The organism is Roseinatronobacter sp. (genome assembly GCF_051859525.1).
Classification (GTDB): domain Bacteria; phylum Pseudomonadota; class Alphaproteobacteria; order Rhodobacterales; family Rhodobacteraceae; genus Roseinatronobacter.
The window spans coordinates 98,475-120,349 of record NZ_JBHYFM010000006.1 but is presented as its reverse complement, the minus strand read 5'-3'; the positions used below and the strand labels follow the sequence as shown (position 1 = coordinate 120,349).

Here is a 21,875-nt window from a genome sequence, read left to right as displayed (position 1 = left end):
CACGGACGCGGCATTTGCCATCGACCGGGACTGCGCAGACCATGTTCAAGCCGCCAGTGATTTCTGACCGTCTGCGCCGCGTTGCCCTTGTCGTGTCGGTTATCCTGCTGGTGGTGGTGACCATACTTCTGTTGATTCCGGTACCCGAGGGCGAGGGGCGTTTGCCCCGTCATGTGGACAAACTTGTCCATTTTGCGGTGTTTTTCATTGTGGCCTTTCCGGCCTATGTCGCGCGCATGCGGTTCTGGCCTGCCATTCTGATAGGCTTGGTTCTGTATGGGGGGGCGGTGGAACTGATCCAGCCGCATTTTGGCCGGTCTGCCGAGTTTGCGGATTTCATTGCCAATAGTCTGGGGGTGATTTCGGCCTTGCCTTGCGCTGTGTGGTTTCGCATGCGCCGCCGGTCAAAGTCGCGGCAGCATGCCCAACGCAACCGGCCCGAATGACATGACCGACTGGCGCACCCGCAAGGGCAGGTCAAGCTGCCCGCTGTCACGGTCGCTTAGGGATGTCAGCAGCATCTGTGCCATTTGGGCGGCATCCGGTGCCATGACCTCCGCGGCGACCAGCAGGTCCAGAACCTGATCCCAACGGGTTATGCGCAGATCCAGCTGGCCCGACAATGTGCCCGCAACATCAGGTTGCAGCCTGCCGCTGGCCTGAACCGCAATATCCCCCCAGATGATGTCCATCTCGGTGATTGTGATGTCGATCAGGTCGGGGGCGGCCATGCCCGGTTGCAGGGGGCTGTCGAACCTTAGCGTGGCAAGGGCGCGGCTGCGTGCCAGCATTGGCGGCAGGCTGCGGTTCGGGTCAAGTGCGGACATAACGCCCTCGTCCGGGCGGTAGCCCGACAGTTCCAGCGCAACGTCATAATCTGCCGTGTCGTTACTGCGGGTGACGCTGGCACGCAGGCTGTCTGCCTTGTGCAGTTCGGACAGTCGGGTGAATTCGGGCGTGTCAAAGACCAGATTGGCACGGTCCAGAATGCCCGAACGGTTGCGGTCCATTACCACGCTGGCGCGGGCATCGGGGCTGCGCAATGTCCATTCTTGCCCGTTCAGCCACAGCATCTGCTCCGGTGGGAATACGGCGATCACATGATGGGGCTGGTAGCTGAGCGCGTGAATGTTCAGAACCGGCCCGTGCCATTCCAGCCCGCGTTCGGGCAGGCGCAGGCGTGGTGCGTCCAGCGTCAGGTCAAAGCGGTGGGGAAACCCGCCAAGGTCATAATCCGCGACACTGATATGGGGGTTGCGGTCCAATGTGGCAGCGATTTCCTGCTCCAGACCACGCGCCGAGATATGCCAGTAGGTGCCATATCCGATTGCGGCCAACACGATGGTTGCCAAGATTAGTCGCATCACTTGCCCCTGTTCATCATTTCGTAAATTGTGTTTACACCTTGCAGGCAGGAAAGGACCAGTCACATGCTGCGGCGCGAGTCACTTTGGGTATTCGGATACGGATCATTGATCTGGAACCCCGGTTTTGCGTGGACCAGTCGCCATATCGCGCGGCTGGACGGGTACACGCGCTCCTTCTGCATGCGTTCAATCCATCACCGTGGAACTGTGGCACAGCCCGGTCTTGTTCTGGCACTGGACAGGGGGGCGGGACATTGCGAAGGGGTCGCATTCGAGATTCCGGCCCGCATAGCCGAGGAAACACTGGAATACCTGCGCGCGCGGGAGTTGATTTCAGCCGCCTATTTGGAACGTATTGAGGCGCTGCATCTGCGCGACGGGCGCAGGATTGATGCTGTAACCTATGTGATCGACCGCGCGCATGACCAGTATTGCGGGGGTATGGCGCTTGAAGAACAGGCGCAGATCATTGCGCGCGCCGCAGGCGGGCGCGGCCCGAATTGCGAGTATCTGATAAACACCGCCGCCCATCTGGGCGAACTGGGATTGCAGGATCCGCAGCTAGACTGGCTTGCCCAGCGGGTCCGCGAAATCGGGGCACGCCCTGCCTGATGCGGTTTTCGGTATCACCCGACACGCTTCGGGATACCGTTTGTTGCAGTTTCCAAGGGCATAAACCGTCAGACACAGCCGAACAGGCGTCAATGGTTTGCGACAGATCAAGGTTTTCCACGATCAAATCATCTAAGCTTGAAAGATGATTAAAGACAGGAGCCCTGAATGACCCACACCCCGCATGAACTGGCCGAAGAATTCCCGCAATCTGCTGATCTTATTCACCGATTGAAGTCAGAGGATGCGCATTTCCGCCGCCTTTCGGATGAATATCATGCGGTGAACCGCGCGATCCATCGTGCAGAAACCCTGGTCGAACCCGTTTCCGGTGATCACGAGATTGAGATGCGCCGCAAGCGTCTGGCCCTGAAAGACGAAATTGCGCGCCTGCTCAAGGAAGCGGTCAGCTAGGGCGTGCAGGGTCGCGTTGTCGTTTGGATTTCGACATCGCGACCCGTGCGCGGCCCTGTTCAATGTCACGGTGCAATGTCACGGTGCAGCAACAACATGCGCTTCCTGCGCGCCCAATCCTTCGACATTTAGCGACACAATGTCCCCTGGTCGCAGGAATTGCGGCGGTGACATTCCGGCTGCAACGCCTGACGGCGTGCCAGTCGCAATCACGTCGCCGGGAACCAGTTCCATGAATTGGGACATGTAGGACACGATTTGCGCGACAGTGAAAATCATATCCGCTGTTGTCGAGTCCTGCCGCTGATCGCCATTGACCGAAAGCTGTAACCGCAGCGCCTGCGGGTCGGGAATTTCATCGGCGGTGACCAGCCATGGACCGATCTTGCCAAAACCCGGCGCGGACTTTCCCTTGATCCATTGCCCGCCGCGGTTCTTCTGGAAATCACGCTCGGATACGTCATTGACGGCGCAATACCCCGCGACATGGGCCAGCGCATCGGCTTCGCTTACATATAATGCGCGCTTGCCGATGATGACCCCCAATTCCACTTCCCAATCGGTGCGGTTGGCCCCGCGCGGAATGGTGATGGGGTCATCGGGGCCGGCAAGCGATGATGTTGCTTTGGAAAATACCAGCGGCTCTTGCGGTTTTTCCGCGCCGGTTTCGGCGGCATGGGCGGCATAGTTCAGCCCGATACAATAGAAATTGGGAACATATGCCAGCGGCGCGCCAATGCGCGCGGGCTGGGCGACCACCGGCAGGGTGGCCGGATCAATCTGCGACAGCTTGTGCAACGCAGCGATCGAGACTGTGTCGCCGCCAAAGTCTGCACTGGCGCCCGACAGGTCACGAAGGTTTCCCTGCGCATCCAGACATCCCGGTTTTTCCTGCCCCAGCGGGCCGTAGCGAAGTAGTTTCATGTTGCGATGCTCCGTTGGTCGCGTTTCGGCCCCGCACGCGGCGGGACGCCTGTATTCGTGCAAAGGGGGCAGGGTATGGGGTTATCCGGTGGCGATTGCTTCCAGCTTGTCGCGGTCAAGTTCGCCAGGGACAATCGTTATCGGGATCGGCAATGTGCCGGAATTGCGCACAAGCTGGGTGACAATCGGGCCGGGGTTGTTCCCTTCCGTGCCCGCGCCCAGCACCAGAAACCCGATATCGGGGTCATCCTGTATCTGGGCCAGAACTTCTTCGACGGCGTCGCCTTCGCGGATCACAAGTTCGGGGTGCAGGCCCTTGCGGTCGCGCATCCACTTGGCAAATACTTCAAAATGGGCCTCGATCCGCTCGCGGGCTTCGGCGCGCATGACATCGGCCACGCCGATCCAGCCCTGGAATTCTTCAGGGCTGATGACCGACAAAATCTGCACCTCGGCGCCGGTTTTGGCCGCGCGAAGTGCCGCGAAGCGGATCGCATTCAGACATTCGCGGCTGTCATCCAACACAACCAGAAATTTGCGCATGACGCATTCCTTTGTTGAAACTGCCTGCATCTTGACCAAATCGGGCCTGGCTGTAAACACCAAGCCTGCAATGCGTCAACTCCAGACCACATCCCCTAGAAAGATATATCCCGCCCCGTATATTGTCTTGATCAATCGCGGGTTGCGCGGGTCCTCGCGCAGCTTGGTGCGCAGGCGTGATATCCGCACATCCATCGCGCGGTCAAAACTCTCTCCGGCGCTGCCACCAAGGGTGTCCAGCATCTGCGTGCGTGAAATCAGGCGCTTGGGGCTTTGCAGAAACAGGCGCAACACCTCGCCTTCGGCATGGCTGAACGGGGTTTCCTGCCCTTGATCGTCAATCAGGACATAGCGCTCGAACTGTGCAATCCAGCCGTTGAACTGCGCGGTTTGCGGTGTGGCGCTGCCGGTGGTGGCGGGTTTGCGTAGCCTTGCGCGGATGCGGGCCACGACTTCGGCGGGGTCAAAGGGTTTGATGATATAATCATCTGCCCCCAGTTCCAGACCTGTCACGCGGTCCTGCACCTGCGCGCGCCCTGAAATGATGATGATCGTCGCACCCGATTCCAGCGCAAGCCGGTGCACCAGTGCCAGCCCGTCACGGTCGGGCAGGCCCAGATCCACCAGACACACATCAGGGGTTATCTTGCGCAATGCGGCCTCAAACTCGGTCGCGCGCGCATAGGCCGATGTCTGGAACCCCGCATCCTGCAACGCCTGTGACAGGATTTGCCGGATTTCGGGTTCGTCGTCCAGAATGGCGATATGGGCTGTGGTCATGCAAGTCCCTCCAGGGTGAAGCGCAGGTCTTGGGGGCCGAACGGTTTTGTCAGCACGCGAAACTCGTTTGCGGCTTCAAGGTGCAGCTTGTCGTATGGGGGCAACGCGGTCATAAGGCAAATGCGTATATGCCCGCGGCCGCGCAGGGCGCGCGCAAGGTCCAGCCCCGACAGCGTGCCGGGCAGGTTGATATCCGACAGCATGATGTCCAGATCGGGCAGGTCGGCAAGCGCAAGCGCCTCATCGGCGGTTGTCGCCTCGATCACGCTATGGCCCATGTCACACAGCATGACGCGCACCGCCTCGCGGATGCTTTGGGTATCCTCGACCAGCAGCACAAGCCCGGCCCGTGGCATGTTGCGGGCCGGACGCACGGGTTTATAGGGCAGGCGCAATGTCACTTGCGCGCCCCCCTGCGGTCTGTTGGCCAGACGCACCGTGCCCCCTGACAGGGTTATCTGGTCATAGACCATCGCCAGCCCCAGCCCTGACCCTTCCGCGCCCTTGGTGGTAAAGAACGGATCAAGCGCTTTGTGCAGCGCTTCGTCGCTGAACCCGCTTCCTGTGTCGGTCAGGGTAAGTTCAAGCCATGTGTCGGCCACCGTTGCCACCCCCAGCGCAATCTGGCCGGTCTTGCCCGCCATCGCGTCGCGCGCATTCAGGATCAGGTTCAGCAAACTGTCCTGCAACACCCCCTGATCCAGCATGACAGGCGGCAGGTCGGGGGTGATCTGTACATCAAGACGCAGGCTGTCGGGCAATGCGGGGCGGGCCATCAAGGTCAGGTCATGCAGCAGCGCATGCAGGTCTGTCGGTCGGGGTTGCAGCTGCCGGTGGCCGGAAATTGATGCAAGCCGTTCCAGAAGGACACCGCCCCGACGCGCCGCTGCGATCGTGGATTGCACAAGCTGGACGGTTTGTGCAGGCAGGTCGCCGCGCCGTATCATCTGGCCCTGCAACCCCAGAATGATGGTCAGCAGGTTCCCGAAATCATGCACCATACCCGACGACAGTTGCGCGGCCAGTTCGCGTTTTCGGGTCTGGGCAAGGGCGGCGCGGGCCTGTGTTTCCTCGGTCACGTCCATCGACATGATATAGATGCCGTTGATCGGACCATTGCCCACACGGTCGGGTGTCAGGGCCAGCCGGATGCGCCGCCCGCTTTCGTCATGGGTGAATTCATGCACTGCATTTTCCCCCGCCAGCGCCCGTTCCAGCAGCGGCAGGATCTTTTCATAAACGCTGCCCAGAACCGCTTGCGCGGGGTGGCCCACAACATTGCGCGGCAGGCCGGGAAAGATGGATGACAACCGCCGGTTTGAAAACGTATAGCGCAAATCGCAATCCATATGCGCGATATGGGCGGGCATCATTTCGGTGGTCAGGCGGGTGCGGGCCTCCATCTCGGTCAGGTCGCGTTTGGTCTGTTCCAGCGCTGCGTTGCTGGCGGCAAGTGCGCGGTTCGTGGCGGCCAGCCGTTCGGCATGGGACAGCAATTCATCGGACAGTTCTTCGGACCTTGCGCGCAGCAACCCTTCTTGCAGCTTCACTTCGGTAATATCGGTATAGACGGTAATCCAGCCACCCTGCGGCAGGGGTGCGCCTTCGACGCTGATCCAGCGGCCATTGGCGCGCAGGCGTTCCATGTAATGGGGAACAAAGGCGCGCGCTGCCTCGACGCGGGTGCGCACGGCTTCGTCCTCGTCGTCTACGGGGCCATATTCCCCGCGCGACACCAGATAGCGGATCGTATCCTCGAATGCGACGCCGGGTTGCACCAGATATTCCGGCAGTTCGAACATTTCCTGATAGCGCAGGTTGCTGACCGACAGCCGCAGGTTGCTGTCAAAGATGGACAAGGCCTGCTGGATCATGTTCAGGCCCGCAGCCATCAGATTGATGCGGGTGTTTTCCGTCAATGCCATGCGCGCGCCCCCTTGGTCTGCCCCTTGCGAACCCTAGACTGCCATTTCCCTGTTCGGAAGCCCCGAAGATCGGGCGTTACAATTCGTAAGGTTTGGGCAAAACTGCGGAAAGAATCGCATCGCCACATGGCGGCACACGTTCGGGACGACGCGCGCATACCGGCAGGAGAGGGGGCCTGTTTGCGCCAGTGTTCCGGCAGAGGATTGAGGAGGAGCTTGCCTGTGACCACCACAGCATCACCGAAAACGGCGCCGGACGAGCTGTGCTCGGTTCCTGCGCTTTTGGCACGCAACGCCACACGATACGCCAGACAGATGGCCTATCGCGAGAAGGAGTTCGGGATCTGGCAAAGCTGGACATGGTCCGAAACCAATGACCAGGTCCGTGCGATGGCGTTGGGGTTTCTGGCCCTTGGAATGAAGCAGGGCGATTATGTTGCCATAATCGGCCGCAACCGTCCCGCACTGTATTGGTCCATGGTCGCCGCGCAATCGGTAGGCGCGATCCCCGTTCCGCTGTATCAGGATGCGGTCGCCGAGGAGATGGCCTATGTGCTGGATCATTGCGGCGCGCGGTTCGTTGTCTGCAGTGATCAGGAACAGGTCGACAAGGTGATCGAGGTTCAGGAAACGGTGCATTGCATCGATGAAATCCTGTATCTGGACAAGCGCGGCATGCGCAAATACGACCACAGCCACATGAACTGGCTGGAAGATGTCATGCGCGAAGGGCGCGCGGCGCAAACACGGCTGGAACCGGAACTGGACAAGCGCATTGCGGCGCTGGGATGGGACAGCACCTGCGTGATGCTGTACACGTCGGGCACCACCGGCAAGCCCAAGGGCGTGGTGCTCAGCAATCGCAACATCATCATCACATCGAAGAACAGTTCGGAATTCGACAATCTGCGCCCGGGGGACGAAATTCTGGCCTATCTGCCCATGGCATGGGTGGGCGATTTCATTTTCGCCATCGGGCAGGCGTATTGGACAGGGTTTTGCGTAAACTGCCCTGAATCCGCGCAAACGATGATGACGGATTTGCGCGAGATTGGACCGACTTATTACTTCGCGCCGCCGCGTATTTTTGAAACCATGCTGACCACGGTCATGATCCGCATGGAAGATGCGTCACCGCTGAAGCGCAAGCTGTTCCACCATTTCATGGATTTCGCCCGCGATACCGGCCCCAAACTGCTGGACGGCAAGCAGGTCGGCGCACTGGACCGGTTGAAATATGCCCTTGGACATGCATTGGTTTATGGCCCGCTGAAAGATACGCTTGGCCTGCGCCGCATCCGCGTGGCCTATACCGCGGGCGAGGCGATCGGGCCGGAAATCTTCGATTTCTATCGCGCGCTCGGCATCAACCTGAAACAGCTTTACGGCCAGACCGAAGCCAGCGTTTTCATTACACAGCAACCAGATGGCGAGGTGCGTTCGGACACTGTTGGTGTGCCGTCGCCAGGTGTCGAGGTGCGCATCGCCGAGAATGGAGAGGTGTTCTACCGCTCTCCCGGCACGTTCGAGAGTTACTACAAGAACGCTGAAAGCACTGCGTCCACCAAAGACAGCGAAGGATGGGTCGCAACCGGTGATGCGGGCTTTTTCGAGGAAGGCTCCGGCCATCTGCGCATTATCGACCGCGCCAAGGATGTGGGCAAAATGGCTGATGGGGGTATGTTTGCGCCCAAATATGTTGAGAACAAGCTGAAATTCTTTCCGAATATTCTGGAAACGGTGGTTTTCGGAAACGGGCGCGACAGGTGCGTGGCTTTCGTCAATATCGACCTTAGCGCTGTTGGCAGCTGGGCGGAACGCAACAATATCGCCTATTCCAGCTATCAGGAACTGGCGGGGCTGAAGCCGGTGCTGGACACAATTCAGGCCCATGTGGAACAGGTCAATGAAAGCGTGGCGCAGGACAAGATGCTGTCAGGCTGTCAGGTGCACCGCTTTTTGGTGTTGCACAAGGAACTTGACGCGGATGACGGCGAAATGACGCGCACGCGCAAGGTGCGCCGCCGCATCGTCGAGGAAAAATATGCCGACCTTATCGACGCCCTCTATGGCGGGAAGGACAGTATCTATACCGAAACCGAAGTCACCTATGAAGACGGGCGCAAAGGTAAACTGAAGGCCACGCTGGAAATCCGCGATGCAAGAGTTTTCGGCACCGCACCGCAACAAGTGGCCGCAGAATGAACGGGCAGGGGGGAACGATGCTCGATACCAATCCAGACGAGGGCTACACCACCGCAGACGGGCGCAAGATCGGGGGCGTTGCGATGGAAATGCGCAACATCACCCTGCGCTTCGGGGGTGTTGTGGCCATCAAGGACATCAGTTTCGACATTCGCTGGGGGGAGATCCGCGCCATTATCGGCCCCAACGGCGCGGGCAAATCGTCGATGCTGAACGTGATATCCGGATTCTACCATCCGCAGGAAGGCGAGGTCATCTACAAAGGCTACAGGCGCCCGCGCATGCGCCCCTATCAGGTGGCGCAGCAGGGAATTGCGCGCACCTTCCAGAATATCGCGCTGTTTGAAGGCATGAGCGTTCTGGACAACATCATGACAGGGCGCCTGCACCACATGAAGGCCAACATGTTCCAGCAAGCCATCTGGTGGGGCCGCGCCGCCCGCGAGGAGGCCGAGAACCGCGAGCAGGTCGAAAAGATCATCGATTTTCTGGAAATCCAGCATATCCGTAAAACGCCGGTGTCGCGCCTGCCCTACGGGCTGAAAAAACGGGTGGAGCTGGCGCGCGCGCTGGCGGCCGAACCCAGCATCCTGCTGCTGGATGAACCCATGGCGGGCATGAATGTCGAAGAAAAAGAAGACATGTGCCGCTTTATTCTGGATGTGAATGACGAATTCGGCACGACCACAGTGCTGATCGAACATGACATGGGCGTGGTCATGGACCTGTCCGACCGTGTGGTTGTCATGGATTACGGCAAGAAGATCGGCGACGGCACCCCCGACGAGGTGCGCAACAATCAAGAAGTCATCAACGCCTATCTGGGCGTTTCACATGACTGAACAGGCGACAGACCGCAGGGGAGGGGGCAGATATGCCTGATACGTTACTTTTCGCACTGGAGGCCGCGTTGAACGGGCTGACAGCCGGTGTGATGTATGCGCTGGTGGCGCTTGGTTTTGTGCTGATCTTCAAGGCCAGCGGTATCTTCAACTTCGCGCAGGGTGTGCTGGCGCTGTTTGCGGCCTTGACGCTGGTGGGATTCCAGTCGGGCCAGATACCGTTTTCGCATTTGATCAACGCCATGCTGGGCACAAGGCTGCACCATTTCGGCTGGAACATGCCCACGGTGCTGGCCATCCCTGCCACAGTGCTGGTGATGATTGTTCTGGCGATCCTGATCGAACGCTACATTCTGAAACACCTGATCAATCAGGAACCGATTATCCTGTTCATGGCGACCATCGGTCTGGCCTATTTTCTGGAAGGGTTCGGGGACATCATGTGGGGCGCCGAGGTCAAGGCGCTGGATGTCGGTCTGCCCAAGGGCATGTCAGGCGCTGTTGATGATGCGACTTTTGCATGGTTCGGATATGGCTTCTACATTGACCGGCTGGAAATATGGGCGGCAGGTATCGCCGCCGTTTTGGTCGCGGTGCTGACGGTATTTTCGCAATACACCAAACAGGGCCGCGCCCTTCGCGCTGTGGCTGACGACCATCAGGCCGCGCTATCGGTGGGTATCAGCCTGCGCTTCATCTGGGTTCTGACCTGGTCCATCGCGGGGATTGTGGCGCTGGTTGCAGGCATCATGTGGGGGTCGAAATCGGGCGTGCAGTTTTCCCTGTCGCTGATCGCCCTGAAGGCGCTGCCGGTGCTTATTCTGGGGGGGTTCACATCCATTCCGGGCGCAATCGTGGGCGGTCTTATCATCGGTGTGGGCGAGAAACTGTTCGACTTCTTCATGAACCCCATCATCGGGGGCGCGACAGAGAACTGGTTTGCCTACATGCTGGCGCTGGTGTTCCTGCTGTTCAGGCCACAGGGCTTGTTTGGCGAACGTATTATCGAAAGGGTTTAGGGATATGCTTTACCGTGAAGCGGGCGATTACAAGACAAGCTATGTCGCCGACAGCCAGACCTTTCCGATCAAGTTCGATCGTTATGGCTACTATGTTCTGCTGGGCTTTGCCTTTCTGGTGATGCCGCTGATCATCAATGACTACTGGGCAAATTCGATTGTTGTTCCGTTCCTGATCTATGCGATTGCGGCCCTGGGGCTGAACATCCTGATCGGGTATTGTGGGCAGTTGTCGCTGGGCACTGGCGGGTTCATGGCAGTGGGGGCCTATGCCAGCTACAAGATGATGACGGCATTCCCCGAGTTGAACATCATTTTCGTGATTATTATCGCGGGCATCGTGACTGCCGGTGTTGGGGTATTGTTCGGCCTGCCATCCTTGCGCATCAAGGGGTTCTATCTGGCGGTGGCCACATTGGCGGCGCAGTTCTTCCTGATCTGGCTGTTCACGCGCACGGCGTGGTTCTACAATTATTCCCCCACTGGCATGATTTCCGCGCCGACCCGCGAAGTATTCGGGGTGCCGGTGACGGGGCCGCGCGCATCGGCTGTATCGATGTATATGATCTGCCTGTGTTTTCTGGTGGCATGCGCATGGCTGGCGCGCAACCTGACACGCGGCAGCATCGGGCGCAAATGGATGGCCATTCGGGATATGGACATTGCTGCCGAAATCATCGGGGTGAACCCGTTGATTGCCAAACTGACGGCCTTTGCGGTGTCCAGCTTCCTTGTGGGCATATCCGGCGCGCTGCTGTTCACCGTCTATCTTGGGGCCGCCGAGGCAGGCGAGGCATTTGGCATCGACAAGTCGTTCCTAGTTCTGTTCATGGTCATCATTGGCGGGCTGGGGTCCATATTCGGGGCATTTGCAGGGGCCGCCTTTCTGATCGTCGGGCCGGTTCTGCTGAAGCTGTTGCTGGTCAACACATTGGGCTGGCCGACCGATCTTGCCGCGCATCTGGAAATCATGATCGTGGGGGCGCTGATCATCGTCTTTCTGATCGTGGAGCCGCATGGCATCGCGGCATTGTGGCGTACAATAAAAGAGAAACTGCGCCTTTGGCCCTTCCCTTACTGATCGGGGCGGGCTGATTTCTGGAACTGTCATCCATATGGGAGGAGAACCGATGAAGATGACCAAACTGGCCGCGACACTTGCGGCGACCATGGTAGTAGCTGGCCCAACCTTGGCCGAAACACTGCACTTCCCGTCACTTAGCTACCGCACGGGACCATTCGCGGCCGGGGGCATTCCCTTCGCGGACGGGTATTCCGATTACCTGACGCTGATCAACGAACGTGATGGCGGTATCGGTGGTGTGCCCATCCGCCAGACCGAATGCGAAACCGCGTATAACACCGAACGCGGGGTCGAATGCTACCAGTCCATCCGCAATGACAACCCGCTGGTGTTGCAGCCGCTGTCTACGGGCATCACCTATCAGCTGATCCCGCGCACGATGGAAGACGGCATTCCCATGCACACCATGGGCTACGGGCGCACATCCGCCGTGAATGGCGAGGTGTTCAACTGGACCTTCAACTACCCCGCGAACTACTGGGACGGGGCCAGCGTGATCATCAACTATCTGCTGGATGAAAACGATGGCAGCCTTGAAGGCAAGAAGATCGCGCTTCTGTATCACAACTCGGCCTATGGGCGCGAACCCATCCCCACATTGACGCGGCTTGGCGAAACCCACGGCTATGAACTGGTGACCATCGGTGTAGACAGCCCCGGTCAGGAACAGGGCAGCCAGTGGTTGCAGATCCGGCGTGAACGGCCCGATTATGTTGTCATGTGGGGCTGGGGGGTGATGAACCCGACCGCCATTCAGGAAGCCGCGAATATCCGTTTCCCGATGGAGAACTTCATTGGCGTATGGTGGTCCGGTTCCCAGCAGGATGTGCGTCCTGTAGGGTCCGGCGCACATGGCTACAAGGCGCTTGCAATGCATGGCACCGGCATGGATTACCCGATCTATGAAGACATGCAGCAATATGTCATCGACACCGGCAAATATGCAGGCACAGGCGATGAAGTGGGCACTGTGCTGTATTCGCGCGGTATGTATGCCGCCATGCTGGCGGTCGAGGCCGCGAAGAAGGCGCAGGAAATCCACGGCGTTGCGGCAATCACGCCCGCAATGATGCGCGACGGCATGGCCAATCTGGAAATCACCGAGGAGCTGATGGCCGAGCTTGGCCTGCCGAATTTCGGGCCTGCCTTCTCGGTGGCATGTGAAAACCATGGTGGTTCGGGTGCCGCGATGATCCAGCAATGGGACGCGGAAGCCGGTGAATGGAACCTGATCACCGACTGGATCGAGCCGGATCGCGATCTGATCATGGAAATGGCCATGGAAGACAGTCTTGCCTATGCGGCTGAAAACAACCTCAGCCCCGCTTGCCTGAACTAAGCACAACAGCGGTCCCGGACCTGATCCGGGGCCGCACCCCCCACCCGAACGCGAAGGCCCAATGCCATGCTTGATGCAAGCCCCACGCAGACGACCCTTCTGGAAGTCAACAATATCGAAGTGCTTTACAACCATGTCATTCTGGCGCTGAAAGGTGTCAGTCTGGATGTGCCCAAGGGCGGGATAACGGCCATTCTGGGCGGCAATGGCGCAGGCAAATCGACCACATTGAAGGCGATTTCAAACCTGATCCATTCCGAACGGGGCGAAGTCACCAAGGGCAGTATCCTGTATGAGGGGCGCAATGTCGTCGGGCTGGACCCTGCCGATCTGGTGAAATCCGGCGTCGTGCAGGTGATGGAAGGCCGCCATTGTTTCGAGCATCTGACTGTTGAGGAAAACCTGCTGACCGGTGCCTATACCCGCACAGACGGGCGCGGTGCAGTGGCTGCGGAACTGGACCTTGTGTATGAATATTTCCCGCGCCTGAAGGAACGCCGCAAATCGCAGGCCGGCTATACATCAGGCGGCGAACAGCAGATGACAGCGATTGGCCGCGCCTTGATGTCGCGCCCGTCCATGATCTTGCTGGATGAACCGTCCATGGGGCTGGCCCCGCAACTGGTGGAACAGATTTTTGAAATTGTCGCACGTCTGAACCGCGAACAGGGTGTCACGTTTTTGCTGGCCGAACAGAACACGAATGTTGCGCTGCGCTATGCGCATACCGGTTTCATCATGGAAAACGGGCGTATCGTGATGGAAGGCAATGCGCAGGAACTGCGCGAAAATCCGGATGTAAAGGAATTCTATCTGGGCATGTCCGACAAGGGCCGCAAGAGTTTCCGCGACGTGCGCAGCTATCGCCGTCGCAAACGCTGGCTGGCCTGACCCGTGAGCGCCAGCACTTTGTCCAATGTCCTGACACCCCCAAAAGGCACAGCCATGACCCCGTTCGACCCGTTGGAAACCCGATCACAGGATGCGCGTTGCGCTGATTACGCCATTGCGCTGCCGAAGGTGGTTGCAGCCGCGTTGAAGGCCCCTGCAATGGCCGCACATCTGGGCAAGGTGGATGCGGGCCAGATCACGGACCGCGCCAGTCTGGCGCGGCTGCCGGTGCTGCGCAAATCCGACCTGACGGGTGCGCAGGCCGCAAACCCGCCATTTGGCGGGCTTATGGCAGGTGGTCCCGCCACGTTCGAGCATGTATTTCAATCCCCCGGCCCGATTTACGAGCCCGGCCGCGTGTCGCCTGATTGGTGGCGTCTGGGGCGTTTCTTGCATGCCAGCGGGGTCGGGCGTGGTGATATTGTGCAGAACTGCTTCTCCTATCATCTGGTGCCTGCGGGCATGATGTTTGAAAACGCCGCGCGTGCGGTGGGGGCCACAGTAGTGCCAGCGGGAACCGGCCAGACCGAATTGCAGGTCATTGCCGCGCGCGATATCGGCACAACGGCCTATGCGGGAACGCCGGATTTCCTGAAAATCATTCTGGACAAGGCCGACGAGATGGGAATTTCCTTGTCCATCACCAAGGCCGTTGTGGGCGGCGGCGCGCTGTTTCCGTCCTTGCGCGATTTTTACGCAGCGCGCGGCATCACCTGCCGGCAGTGCTATGCAACTGCCGATCTTGGCAATGTCGCCTATGAGACGGATGCCATGGACGGCATGGTCGTGGATGAAGGCGTGATCGTCGAGATTGTGCGCCCCGGAACCGGCGATCCGGTCCCCGAGGGCGAGGTGGGCGAAATTCTGGTGACCACTCTGAACACCGATTACCCGTTGATTCGCTTCGCCACGGGTGATCTTAGTGCGGTGCTGCCGGGACAAAGCGCTTGCGGGCGCAGCAATATGCGCATCAAGGGCTGGATGGGGCGTGCCGACCAGACGACCAAGATCAAGGGCATGTTCGTGCGCCCCGAACAGGTTGCGGCCCTTGTGGCCCAGCATGACGAAATACACCGCGCGCGGGTTGTTGCCACCCGCCATGGTGAAAATGACGTGATGACGGTGCAGATTGAAACACGCGCGTCAAATCCGGCATTGTATGAAACGAGTGTGCTGTCTACCCTGAAGCTTAGGGGGAAGGTGGAACTGGTGCCGCCCGGATCGTTGCCCAATGACGGGCTGGTGATCGAGGATTTGCGCCGCTACGACTGACACCCCCGGCACGCGTGTCAACATAGGGGGTGTCACCATGCGCTTGGGTTTTCTGGTTCTGGTCGCGTTGTTTCTGGTCAAACCGCTGCATGCAGGCGGGCTGGCGCTGGTGATTGCGAATGACAGCTATGACCATGCGCCTGATCTGCGTGGTGCCGAACAGGTGCTGGACCTGACCGCGACACTTGAAACCGCGGGGTTTCAGGTGGTGTCCGGACGAAACCTGACGACCGAGGAAATGCGCGCCCAGCTGGCGGGCAGTTTTGCGCAGTTGCGCCGCGATGGGGCGGAGCGTGTGATTGTGGTGCTTGCTGGTCATTTCGTGCATTCACGCAGTGGCGCGTGGTTTTTGGGTGTGGATGCCGATGAACCGGGTCTGGCACTGGCTGACGCGGCGGGGTTGCGGCTGGATGTGATCATGGAAATCGCAAGCGGCGCGTCTGATGCGGCACAAATCTGGCTTGCGGGTGCGGACCTGTCGCGGGGGCGCTACGGCGGGGGCTTGGATGGCGGGCTGCCGCCGCGCCTTCTGGTGCCGCAGGGGGTTGGCGTGGTGCGTGGTCCGGTGCCGCAGGTTGTTCAGGGCGCGCGGGCCATTCTGCGCCCCGGTGCGGTGTTGTCCGATGTCGTGGACCAGACGCGCGGCCTGAATGGCGAAGGGACGATTTCGCCGCTCGTGCCCTTCCTGCCCGCCGGATTTGCGCCCATGGCGCGCGCGGATCGTCAGGCTTGGGCGGATGCGCAGCACGAGGATACCGAGGCGGCCTATCAAACCTATCTGGACCGCTTTCCCAACGGTTTGAATGCGCAGGCCGCACGCGGTGCCATTGACCGTTTGCGCAACACCCCCGAACGCATAGAGGAAAATCTGGCCCTGACGCGCGATGAACGCCGCGCGATCCAGCGTGATCTGACCACGATGGGGTTTGACACGCGCGGAATTGACGGAATATTCGGGCCGGGCACGCGCGGGGCCATACGCGGCTGGCAACGTGGCAATGATCTGGACGACACGGGGTTCCTGACCCGCGAACAGGTCATGCAGCTTGCAGCCCATGCGATACGCCGCACAGCCGAACAGGAGGCCGAGGAACGCGCGCGGCGCGATGCGGCCGAGCGCGCCGACCGCGAGTTCTGGAATGCGACCGGCGCAGGCGCGGACGAGGCGGGATTGCGCAGCTATCTGGACCGGTATCCGCAAGGTATCTTCGCGGGACTGGCGCGCGAGCGTCTGGAGCAGATGGAAAGCACCCAACGCCAACGGCAGGACCGCGCCGCGTGGGAACAGGCGCGCAGGCGTGACACTGTCGATGCCTATGAAAGCTATCTTGTTGCGTGGCCGGAAGGCGCGTTTACCGCACAAGCGCTGGCGCGCATTGACGAGCTTGATCCCCCGACAGACACGGATGACGGTGATCAGGCACAGGCCAATGCCCGTGCGGTCGAGGATGCGCTGGGACTTACCGGACCAACGCGGGTGCTGATCGAACAGCGGCTGGCGCGTATGGGGTTCGATCCGGGCGCAACAGATGGCGCATTCGATGCCCAGTCGCGACAGGCGATCGAACAGGCGCAGGCCCATTTCGATCTGGAGGTGACGGGATATGTCACGCAGCAACTGATCACGATGATGCTTAGCGACACATTGCGCAGTTTCTTCGAGTGATCCGAAAGACGCTGTGCGCGTTTGTCCCTGCGCGACACTCTCTTGTCGCGGGCGGGGCAATCCGCTAGGTCCGGTCAACCCCAAGCCCTGTGAAAGGATCCCGCCCCATGACACTGTCCTGCGATGACCGCCTGATTGTTGCGCTTGATGTGCCCAATGCACTTGCCGGACTGGAACTGGCGCGCCAGTTGGGCGACACGGTCAGCTTCTACAAGATCGGGCTGGGCATGTTGACAGGCGGGGGGCTTGCGCTTGCCAATGAACTGAAGCAGGAGCACGGCAAGCGCATTTTTCTGGACATGAAATTCTTTGATATTGGTGCCACTGTCGAGGCCGCCGTGCGCGGCATTGCCCAATATGATCTGGATTTCCTGACGGTGCATGGCGACCCGCATGTCGTGCGCGCTGCCCGAGAGGGGGCGCGCGGGTCCAACCTGAAAATTCTGGGGGTGAGTGTTCTGACATCGCTGGACCGGCGCGATCTGGATGATGGCATGATCCTGCCCGGTGATATTGCACAGATTACGCTGGAACGCGCCGCACGCGCGTTGGACGCCGGTGCGGACGGGGTTATCGCCAGCCCGAATGAGGCCGCCGCAATTCGTGCCCTGAACGAGGCGCAGGGCAAGCTGATTGTCACACCCGGTGTGCGGCCCGCAGGTGCCGCGCTTGGCGACCAGAAACGGGTTGCCACACCGGCCCGCGCGCTGGCCGAAGGGGCGGATCATATCGTCGTGGGTCGCCCCATCTGGCAGGCACAGGACCCCGCAAGCGCGGCCCGCGCAATTCTGGCCGAGATTGCATCCGTCTGACGCGGCGGTGCGCTGCGCTGGGGTTTATGGTGTCAGTGTTTTGCCGACCAGCTCATGGACACGCGTGATCTGGTGTAAAACTCGCCCAACAGGCCCAGAACCAGCGCCGCCAGCCCGAATACCAGCGGATAATAGACCCAGGTGTGCATCGGGTTGTAGTTGATGAACGCAAACCCGCGCGCCTGGTCAATGGCATGGAATAGCGGGTTCCACATGAAATAGACCAGCACGTTTTCCGGCAGTGAATTGGCCAGAAAAAACTTGCCTGATGCAACCATGTTCAGACGGGTGTAGAACATGGTGATCAGTTTGCTGGCGCTGGGGAACCATGGCTTGATGGCATACAGGATCACCCCAATGGCCAGCCCCGCAAACCAGACAGTCAGGAAAATGGCGAATGTCTGGATCGGCTGGTAAATGGTCAGCGGGGTCCAGAGGGCGTGATACAAAAACAGCAGCATCACCACAGTCACAACCTGAATATACAATTCCGCCAGTGCCGCCCCGCCAATGGCGACAATGGGGTTCATGGGGCGGTGTTTCATCATCTGCGATGCCGGCCCCTCGGCGCTGGCGACTGCACCGATGACCTTGACATGGGCCATGAACATGAACACGCCCGTCATCAGATACAGCAGCACATCGCCGCGCACGGCCATGGCGCGCATACCCGCAAACAGGAAAATGGCCATGAATACGGCCACAAGGATCACGGTTTGGGCAATATTCAGCAAAAGCCCGATGATGGCATTGCCATGGCTTTTGCGAACATTCCGGACACCCTGATTGAAGATCAGATTCAGGGTTGTAAAGAACTGCGCCCAGATCGAGTTGCGGCCGGGTGGTGAATACATTTCTGCGCTCGTTGCTTCTGGACTGGACCGGAATGTGACAAATTATAGGCGCAAGTCTAACGTGAAACAGGGATTTGGGCAATCATCCTTGCAATCGGTCCGATTGCTTGCCAGACCCGTGGCGCATAACAAAGGATCAGATAAATGTCATCGGTTGATTTTCATAAAATTGAAACTGAGTTCCGCGCGCTTGCTTTGCAGGCGGGCGAAGTGATCATGCAGATTTACAATCAACCCGATTTCGAGATCCGCAGCAAATCCGATGATAGTCCGGTCACGGAAGCCGATGAAGCGGCGGACGCCGTTATTTCGGCTGGTCTGGCGCGCGCGTTTCCGGATATCGCGGTTGTCACCGAAGAACAGGCCAGCAGCCATGCAACCAGTGCCACGCGCTTTATCATTGTGGACCCGCTGGACGGCACCAAGGAATTCATCAACCGCCGTGGCGATTTCACTGTAAATATCGCCTATGTCGAGGATGGCGTGCCCCTGCGCGGTGTTGTCTATGCCCCTGCCAAGGGGCGCATGTTCTACACCTGCGCTGACGGGCACAGCGTGGAGGAGGTTGGACCTTTCGCCGCGGACACCCAAGGGGTGTTGCATACGCTGCGGCTGCGCGATGCGGATATGTCCGCGCTTCTGGTTGTGGCCTCGAAATCGCACCGCGATCAGGCGACGAATGACTATATCGGTCAATACAATGTTGCCGATCTGTGCAGCGCGGGGTCGTCGTTGAAATTCTGCCTTGTCGCATCAGGCGAGGCGGATCTGTATCCGCGCCTTGGGCGCACGATGGAATGGGACACCGCCGCAGGCGATGCGGTGTTGCGCGGGGCAGGCGGCAGGGTTGTGACATTTGCCGATCATCAGGTGCTGAGCTATGGCAAGTCCGGATTCGAGAACCCCTTCTTCATTGCCGCCAGTGCGACAGTCGATTTGTTGAAAGGTTGAATTTTCGTCTGCGATATTCGCAAACTGCGAAAATACCCTGTTATTGCCACGCCGCAGCCTGAATTGACCCAAAACCTGCCGTAATTTCCCTGTTTACCATTCGTTAACCAAAGACAGGTCCAACAGAGAATGGAGCGACAGATGAAGCGCAAGGTTACAAAGGCAGTTTTCCCCGTAGCAGGCATGGGCACACGGTTTCTTCCGGCAACAAAATCGGTGCCAAAGGAAATCATGACGCTGGTTGACCGGCCGTTGATTCAATACGCCATTGACGAGGCGCGCGCTGCGGGCATTACCGAATTCATTTTTGTCACATCGCGTGGCAAGGGCGCCTTGGAAGATTATTTCGATCACGCGCCGGAACTGGAAAACTCGCTTAGGGCCAAAGGAAAAACCGAACTTCTGGAAACCTTGCAGGCCACGAATATGGATAGCGGCGCAATCGCCTATGTGCGCCAGCATCAGGCGCTTGGGCTGGGGCACGCTGTCTGGTGCGCGCGTCATCTGGTCGGGGATGAACCCTTTGCGGTGCTTCTGCCCGATGATGTGATTGCAGCCGACAAACCCTGCTTGCAGCAGATGGTTGAAGCTTACGCGCAGACCGGCGGCAATATGATTGCCGCGATGGAAGTGGCGCCGGACAAGGCATCCAGCTATGGCATTATGGATGTGCCGCCGGCAATCGGGCCGATCCTGCCAATGTCGGGCATGGTTGAAAAACCCGCCCCGGGCACGCAGCCGTCCAATCTGGCAGCAATCGGGCGCTATGTGTTGTCACCGGATGTCATGCGTCACCTTGACCAGATCAAACCGGGTGTCGGCGGGGAAATCCAGCTGACCGACGCGATTGCGCGTGAGATTGCCGAGAAGCGCAATGTCTATGGTTTCCGCTTCGAGGGGCAGCGCTATGATTGCGGGTCCAAGGCGGGTTTCCTGCAAGCCACTGTCGCATTCGGGCTGGCGCGTGCAGAACTGCGCGACGAGTTGGACGAATTCCTGACCGATATGATGGCGCATCGTCAGGCCGCGCAATAATACAGGCGCTGTTCTGGCTTGATGGAGGCGTTGCGGCATTGCCTCCAAGTGCGGGACAAGGCCGCAGGTGGCCCACGCCATCGGCGGGCCGTTCCGCGGCCTGCCGATTTGGCTGATGGCCGGCCCAGCCTTGAAAGTCCGAATATGCCTCCTTCATAAAGTGAACTTCGCCAACGCCGGATCGGCACATCCCGACCCACCGATGGCGCGGGCTTTATCCAAGTGTGGAAGGCAGATTCAGGCCAAACCCCTGTTTGGCCTTGCCTTGCGCCGGAACTGTGGCATGACTGACCCATGCTTGACCCGCTTCCGTTGTCACAAGATCGCTGGTTCGATTTTCGCATGCGCTGGAAACGGCGGCGCCTGCGCGCGCGCGCCATTGCGAAGGCACGCGAATTGCGCAGGCTGAAACTGGGTACATGGGCACGACAGGATATCTTGCTGTTCTGTACCCTTCGCAATGAACGCGAACGTATCGACTGGTTCCTGAAGCATTATCGGCAATTGGGGGTCGGGCATTTCCTGTTTATCGACAATGACAGCACCGATGGCACGCGGCAGCTGTTGCTGGATCAGCGGGATTGTTCGGTCTGGACCAGTGCGGCAAGCTACAAACAGTCGCGATTCGGCATGGACTGGATAAACGCATTGATGCTGCGCTACGGCTCTGGGCGCTGGTGCGTGGTGGCTGATGCGGATGAATTGCTGATTTACCCCTATTGGGAAACCCGCCCCCTGCCAGCGTTGACGGACTGGCTTGACGGAAATGGCCAGCACAGCATGCCCGCGATGATGCTGGACCTGTACCCCCAAGGCCCGTTGGGGGCGCAGCCTGTTCCGCCGGGCACGGACCCGTTGCAGGTGCTGAACTGGTTTGATGCGGGCAATTATGTCATCACGCATAAACCGCTGCTGGATTGTCTGTTGATACAGGGCGGTGTGCGGGCGCGATACTTCTTCAAGGACACGCCAAACCGCGCGCCCACGCTGACCAAACTGCCGCTGGTGAAATGGAGCTGGCATAACGCCTGGGTCAATTCGACCCATTCGATCCTGCCGCGCGCATTGAACCGTGTCTATGACCGCACGGGCGGCGAGGGGATTGCCGGGGCGTTGCTGCATACGAAATTTCTGGACACGATTGTCGAGAAATCCCTGATCGAGAAAGCGCGCGCGCAACATTTCGGGAATGCTGCGGTATTTGACAATTACTATGATGCTGTGGCACAGGCCCCTGTCTTGTGGTGCAAGCAGTCCACCCGTTTTGCAAACTGGCAGCAACTGGAACAACTGGGCCTTGTTTCGCGGGGGGGCTGGTCCTGATTGGTCACGGGTCCGTA

21 protein-coding genes are annotated in these 21,875 nt (G+C 59.4%); 15 read left to right on the top strand and 6 right to left on the bottom strand.

The window, feature by feature from the left end; genetic code table 11:
* The first annotated feature begins 41 nt into the window (after nucleotides 1-41).
* A complete protein-coding gene (locus tag ACTIE1_RS07720; RefSeq protein ID WP_439560641.1) occupies nucleotides 42-446 on the top strand; it encodes a VanZ family protein in 405 nt (134 codons plus the stop codon).
* On the opposite strand, the gene ACTIE1_RS07715 is transcribed toward ACTIE1_RS07720, so the two are convergent.
* Nucleotides 405-1,364, bottom strand: a complete 960-nt coding sequence (locus ACTIE1_RS07715; RefSeq protein ID WP_439563327.1) for a DUF2125 domain-containing protein — start codon at nucleotides 1,362-1,364, stop codon at nucleotides 405-407. The two genes, ACTIE1_RS07720 and ACTIE1_RS07715, sit on opposite strands and share 42 nt — an antisense overlap.
* Nucleotides 1,365-1,430: 66 nt before the next feature.
* On the opposite strand from ACTIE1_RS07715, the gene ACTIE1_RS07710 reads away from it, so the two are divergent.
* Together ACTIE1_RS07710 and ACTIE1_RS07705 are read left to right on the top strand one after the other, a co-directional pair.
* Nucleotides 1,431-1,979, top strand: a complete 549-nt coding sequence (locus tag ACTIE1_RS07710; protein WP_439560639.1) for a gamma-glutamylcyclotransferase — start codon at nucleotides 1,431-1,433, stop codon at nucleotides 1,977-1,979.
* A gap of 168 nt (nucleotides 1,980-2,147) precedes the next feature.
* Nucleotides 2,148-2,393 carry a YdcH family protein gene (locus ACTIE1_RS07705; RefSeq protein WP_439560638.1) on the top strand — a complete coding sequence of 82 codons (246 nt, stop codon included), beginning with the start codon at nucleotides 2,148-2,150 and terminating at the stop codon, nucleotides 2,391-2,393.
* Between the two features lie 78 nt (nucleotides 2,394-2,471).
* Here ACTIE1_RS07705 and ACTIE1_RS07700 read toward each other — a convergent pair whose 3' ends face one another.
* The 4 genes from ACTIE1_RS07700 to ACTIE1_RS07685 form a co-directional block, all read right to left on the bottom strand.
* Nucleotides 2,472-3,317, bottom strand: coding sequence for a fumarylacetoacetate hydrolase family protein (locus ACTIE1_RS07700; protein WP_439560637.1), 846 nt, complete (start codon nucleotides 3,315-3,317; stop codon nucleotides 2,472-2,474).
* Nucleotides 3,318-3,398: 81 nt separating this feature from the next.
* A complete protein-coding gene (locus ACTIE1_RS07695) occupies nucleotides 3,399-3,860 on the bottom strand; it encodes a universal stress protein (protein WP_439560636.1) in 462 nt (153 codons plus the stop codon).
* 75 nt (nucleotides 3,861-3,935) lie between these two features.
* Nucleotides 3,936-4,640 carry a response regulator transcription factor gene (locus ACTIE1_RS07690; RefSeq protein WP_439560635.1) on the bottom strand — a complete coding sequence of 235 codons (705 nt, stop codon included), beginning with the start codon at nucleotides 4,638-4,640 and terminating at the stop codon, nucleotides 3,936-3,938.
* On the bottom strand, nucleotides 4,637-6,565 hold the full coding sequence (locus ACTIE1_RS07685; protein WP_439560634.1) for a PAS-domain containing protein: 1,929 nt from the start codon (nucleotides 6,563-6,565) through the stop codon (nucleotides 4,637-4,639). The genes ACTIE1_RS07690 and ACTIE1_RS07685 overlap by 4 nt, the downstream gene beginning before the upstream one ends.
* Nucleotides 6,566-6,787: 222 nt before the next feature.
* Here ACTIE1_RS07685 and ACTIE1_RS07680 point away from each other — a divergent pair, with 222 nt between their 5' ends.
* The 9 genes from ACTIE1_RS07680 to pyrF all read left to right on the top strand — a co-directional run bounded on the left by ACTIE1_RS07680 (nucleotide 6,788) and on the right by pyrF (nucleotide 17,695).
* A complete protein-coding gene (locus ACTIE1_RS07680) occupies nucleotides 6,788-8,770 on the top strand; it encodes an AMP-binding protein (protein WP_439560633.1) in 1,983 nt (660 codons plus the stop codon).
* Nucleotides 8,771-8,787: 17 nt separating this feature from the next.
* Nucleotides 8,788-9,612 carry an ABC transporter ATP-binding protein gene (locus tag ACTIE1_RS07675; protein ID WP_439560632.1) on the top strand — a complete coding sequence of 275 codons (825 nt, stop codon included), beginning with the start codon at nucleotides 8,788-8,790 and terminating at the stop codon, nucleotides 9,610-9,612.
* Between the two features lie 32 nt (nucleotides 9,613-9,644).
* On the top strand, nucleotides 9,645-10,631 hold the full coding sequence (locus tag ACTIE1_RS07670; protein WP_439560631.1) for a branched-chain amino acid ABC transporter permease: 987 nt from the start codon (nucleotides 9,645-9,647) through the stop codon (nucleotides 10,629-10,631).
* 4 nt (nucleotides 10,632-10,635) lie between these two features.
* Nucleotides 10,636-11,712, top strand: coding sequence for a branched-chain amino acid ABC transporter permease (locus tag ACTIE1_RS07665; RefSeq protein WP_439560630.1), 1,077 nt, complete (start codon nucleotides 10,636-10,638; stop codon nucleotides 11,710-11,712).
* Nucleotides 11,713-11,761: 49 nt separating this feature from the next.
* Nucleotides 11,762-13,054, top strand: coding sequence for an ABC transporter substrate-binding protein (locus tag ACTIE1_RS07660; RefSeq protein ID WP_439560629.1), 1,293 nt, complete (start codon nucleotides 11,762-11,764; stop codon nucleotides 13,052-13,054).
* A 66-nt stretch (nucleotides 13,055-13,120) separates the two neighbouring features.
* The gene (locus ACTIE1_RS07655) at nucleotides 13,121-13,945 is read left to right on the top strand and encodes an ABC transporter ATP-binding protein (protein WP_277803749.1); all 825 of its coding nucleotides are present in this window, start codon (nucleotides 13,121-13,123) and stop codon (nucleotides 13,943-13,945) included.
* 54 nt (nucleotides 13,946-13,999) lie between these two features.
* Nucleotides 14,000-15,217 carry a phenylacetate--CoA ligase family protein gene (locus ACTIE1_RS07650; RefSeq protein ID WP_439560628.1) on the top strand — a complete coding sequence of 406 codons (1,218 nt, stop codon included), beginning with the start codon at nucleotides 14,000-14,002 and terminating at the stop codon, nucleotides 15,215-15,217.
* A gap of 37 nt (nucleotides 15,218-15,254) precedes the next feature.
* The gene (locus ACTIE1_RS07645; RefSeq protein WP_439560627.1) at nucleotides 15,255-16,883 is read left to right on the top strand and encodes a peptidoglycan-binding domain-containing protein; all 1,629 of its coding nucleotides are present in this window, start codon (nucleotides 15,255-15,257) and stop codon (nucleotides 16,881-16,883) included.
* Between the two features lie 107 nt (nucleotides 16,884-16,990).
* Nucleotides 16,991-17,695 carry an orotidine-5'-phosphate decarboxylase gene (gene pyrF / locus ACTIE1_RS07640; RefSeq protein WP_439560626.1) on the top strand — a complete coding sequence of 235 codons (705 nt, stop codon included), beginning with the start codon at nucleotides 16,991-16,993 and terminating at the stop codon, nucleotides 17,693-17,695.
* A 32-nt stretch (nucleotides 17,696-17,727) separates the two neighbouring features.
* Here pyrF and ACTIE1_RS07635 read toward each other — a convergent pair whose 3' ends face one another.
* Entirely contained in the window at nucleotides 17,728-18,549 is an 822-nt protein-coding gene (locus ACTIE1_RS07635; RefSeq protein WP_439560625.1) for an ABC transporter permease, read from the bottom strand.
* A gap of 144 nt (nucleotides 18,550-18,693) precedes the next feature.
* Between ACTIE1_RS07635 and cysQ the strand changes: the two genes are divergently transcribed.
* The 3 genes from cysQ to ACTIE1_RS07620 all read left to right on the top strand — a co-directional run bounded on the left by cysQ (nucleotide 18,694) and on the right by ACTIE1_RS07620 (nucleotide 21,858).
* Entirely contained in the window at nucleotides 18,694-19,500 is an 807-nt protein-coding gene (gene cysQ / locus ACTIE1_RS07630; protein ID WP_439560624.1) for a 3'(2'),5'-bisphosphate nucleotidase CysQ, read from the top strand.
* 141 nt (nucleotides 19,501-19,641) lie between these two features.
* Complete coding sequence (gene galU, locus ACTIE1_RS07625) at nucleotides 19,642-20,535, top strand: UTP--glucose-1-phosphate uridylyltransferase GalU (RefSeq protein ID WP_439560623.1); 894 nt, start codon at nucleotides 19,642-19,644, stop codon at nucleotides 20,533-20,535.
* 294 nt (nucleotides 20,536-20,829) lie between these two features.
* Nucleotides 20,830-21,858 (top strand): glycosyltransferase family 2 protein, encoded by a 1,029-nt coding sequence (locus tag ACTIE1_RS07620; protein WP_439560622.1) that lies wholly within the window; start codon nucleotides 20,830-20,832, stop codon nucleotides 21,856-21,858.
* The last annotated feature ends 17 nt before the right edge of the window (nucleotides 21,859-21,875 follow it).